Raw genomic sequence first — 2,529 nt, 5'->3', positions numbered from 1 at the left:
CGCACTCACCCACCTCACCCACCTCACCCACGACACACCCTCCCCCCACCTCCTCCGAGGCACCACCACCCCCGGCGACACAGCCTTCCTCTTCACCGGACAAGGCAGCCAACGCCCCGGCATGGGCCGCGAACTCTACGAAACATTCCCCGTCTTCGCCCAAGCCCTGGACCAGGCCTGCACCCACCTCGACACCCACCTCGGACGCCCCCTGCGCGACGTGATGTTCGCCGAAGACAGCGACAGCGACTCGGACTGGCAGGCGCAGTTGCTGGACCAGACGGTCCACACGCAGGCGGCGCTGTTCGCGCTGGAGGTCGCGCTGTACCGACTCGTGGAACACCTGGGGATCACCCCGCAGTTCCTGGCCGGGCACTCCATCGGTGAGCTGGCCGCGGCGCACGTCGCGGGCGTGCTGACGCTGGAGGACGCCTGCACCCTGGTGGCAGCCCGCGGCCGGCTGATGCAGGCCCTGCCCCAGGACGGGGCGATGGTCTCCGTGCTCGCGCCCGAAGAGGTGGTCACGCGGGAGCTCGCGGGCCTGGAACACGAGGTGACCGTGGCCGCCGTCAACGGGCCCGCTTCCACGGTGATCTCCGGCGACCTGCTGGCCACGCTCGCCGTGGCCAAGCGGCTCGAGGAGCAGGGGGTCAGGACGCGCCGGCTGCGGGTCAGCCACGCCTTCCACTCCCCGCACATGGAACCGATGCTGGAGGAGTTCCGGGCCGTGGCACGCGGGCTGGACTTCCGGGCCCCGCGCATCCCGGTCGTCTCGAACGTCACCGGGGACATCGCCACCGCCGAGGAGCTCACCTCCCCCGACTACTGGGTGCGGCACGTCCGCGAGGCCGTCCGCTTCCACGACGGCATACGCACGCTGCACCGGCTCGGTGTGCGCACTTACCTCGAACTCGGGCCGGACGGTGTGCTGTCCGGGATGGGCCGCGCCTGTTCGCCGGACTCCGGTGACGAGGAACCGGAGTTCGTCACGGCCCTGCGCAAGGACCGTCCGGAGGCCGGCACCCTGGGCGCCGCGGTGGCGCTGCTGTGGGTGCGCGGGATCGCTCCGGACTGGCGGGCCGTGTTCGGCGGCCGGGTGGCGCGGCGGGTCGATCTGCCCACCTACCCGTTCCAGCACCAGCGCTACTGGCAGCCGAACACGGCCGGCCCCAAGGACGCCACGGGCGTCGGGCTCGGCGCCGTCGACCATCCGCTGATCGGCGCGGCCCTGTCGCGCGCGGACAGCGAGGAAGTGCTGTTCACCGGGCGGTTGTCGCTCGCCGCCCAGCCCTGGCTCGCCGACCACGTGGTCCTGGACCGGGTCCTGCTGCCCGGTACGGCATTCGTGGAACTGGCCCTGCGGGCCGGCGCCGAGAGCCTGACCGGCGTGCTGGAGGAACTGACGCTGCAGGCACCGCTGGTGCTGCCGGAGCGGGGGGCGGTGCGGCTCCAGGTGATCGTCTCGGCTCCCGGCGAGTCCGGGCGGCGTGAACTGACCGTGCACTCCCGTCGTGAGGACGACGCCGACGACGTCCCGTGGACGCGGCATGCGAGCGGCTGGCTGGCCCCGGACGACGAGCGGTCCGGGCCGGATCTGTCCGACTGGCCGCCCCGGAACGCCGAGCCCCTCGACCTCACGGACCGCTACCAGCACCTGGCGGAGCAGGGGTTCGGGTACGGGCCCGCCTTCCAGGGGCTGCGCGCGGTCTGGCGGCGCGACACGGAGGTGTTCGCCGACTTGCTCCTGCCCGAGGAGCGCGGCGAGGACGCACGGGCCTTCGGTGTGCATCCGGCGCTGCTCGACTCGGCGTTGCACGCCATCGAGCTGGGCGCGCTGCCCGGCACGGGCGAGCCGCGTCTGCCGTTCGTCTGGAGCGGGGTCCGGCTGTTCGCGACCGGGGCGCGGGCGGCGCGGGTGCGGCTGGCGCCGGCCGGGACGGACGCGGTGTCGATCGACGTCGCTGACGCGTCGGGCGCCCCGGTGGCCTCCGTGGAGGCGCTCGCCGTCCGCGCGGTCTCCGCCGAGCAACTGAGTGCCGCGGCCGGGCGAGTGCCCGAGGGGCTGTGGCGCGTGGAATGGGTGCCGGCCGCGTCCGATGCCGCCGCGGCGATCACCCCGACGGTGGTACGGCTGCGGGGAGCGGAAGGCGGGGCGGCGGTGCACGACACCGTGCACGAGGCACTCGCCCTGGCCCGGAACTGGCTGGCCGAGGAGCGGCCGGAGCAGGAGCGGCTGGTGGTCGTCACCCGCGGTGCGGTCGCGGTGGCGGGCGAGGACGTGTCCGACCTCGCCGCCGCGGCGGCCTGGGGTCTGCTGCGGTCGGCGCAGACGGAGAACCCGGACCGGATCGTGCTCGTGGACGTCGAGGACCTCGACGACGAGGCGGCGCTGAGGGTGGCGCTCGCCGCCCCCGAGGGCCAGCTCGCGGTACGCGGCGGCACCGCGCTCACCCCGCGGCTGGCGCGGGTCGCCCCAGCCCCGGCCGAGGCCCCGGCGCCGCTCGCCACGGGCGGCACGGTGCTGATCAC

The 2,529-nt window shown here is 74.4% G+C and carries 1 protein-coding gene; it reads left to right on the top strand.

The annotated features are described in order from the left end of the window. Positions 1 to 121: 121 nt before the first annotated feature. Positions 122 to 2,529 (top strand): acyltransferase domain-containing protein (locus tag E4U92_RS30165; RefSeq protein WP_241681788.1); only part of this gene is annotated, 2,408 nt, incomplete at its 3' end.

The organism is Streptomyces galbus, from assembly GCF_005280195.1.
Taxonomy (GTDB): domain Bacteria; phylum Actinomycetota; class Actinomycetes; order Streptomycetales; family Streptomycetaceae; genus Streptomyces; species Streptomyces galbus.
This window is presented reverse-complemented; position numbering and strand designations above follow the sequence as displayed.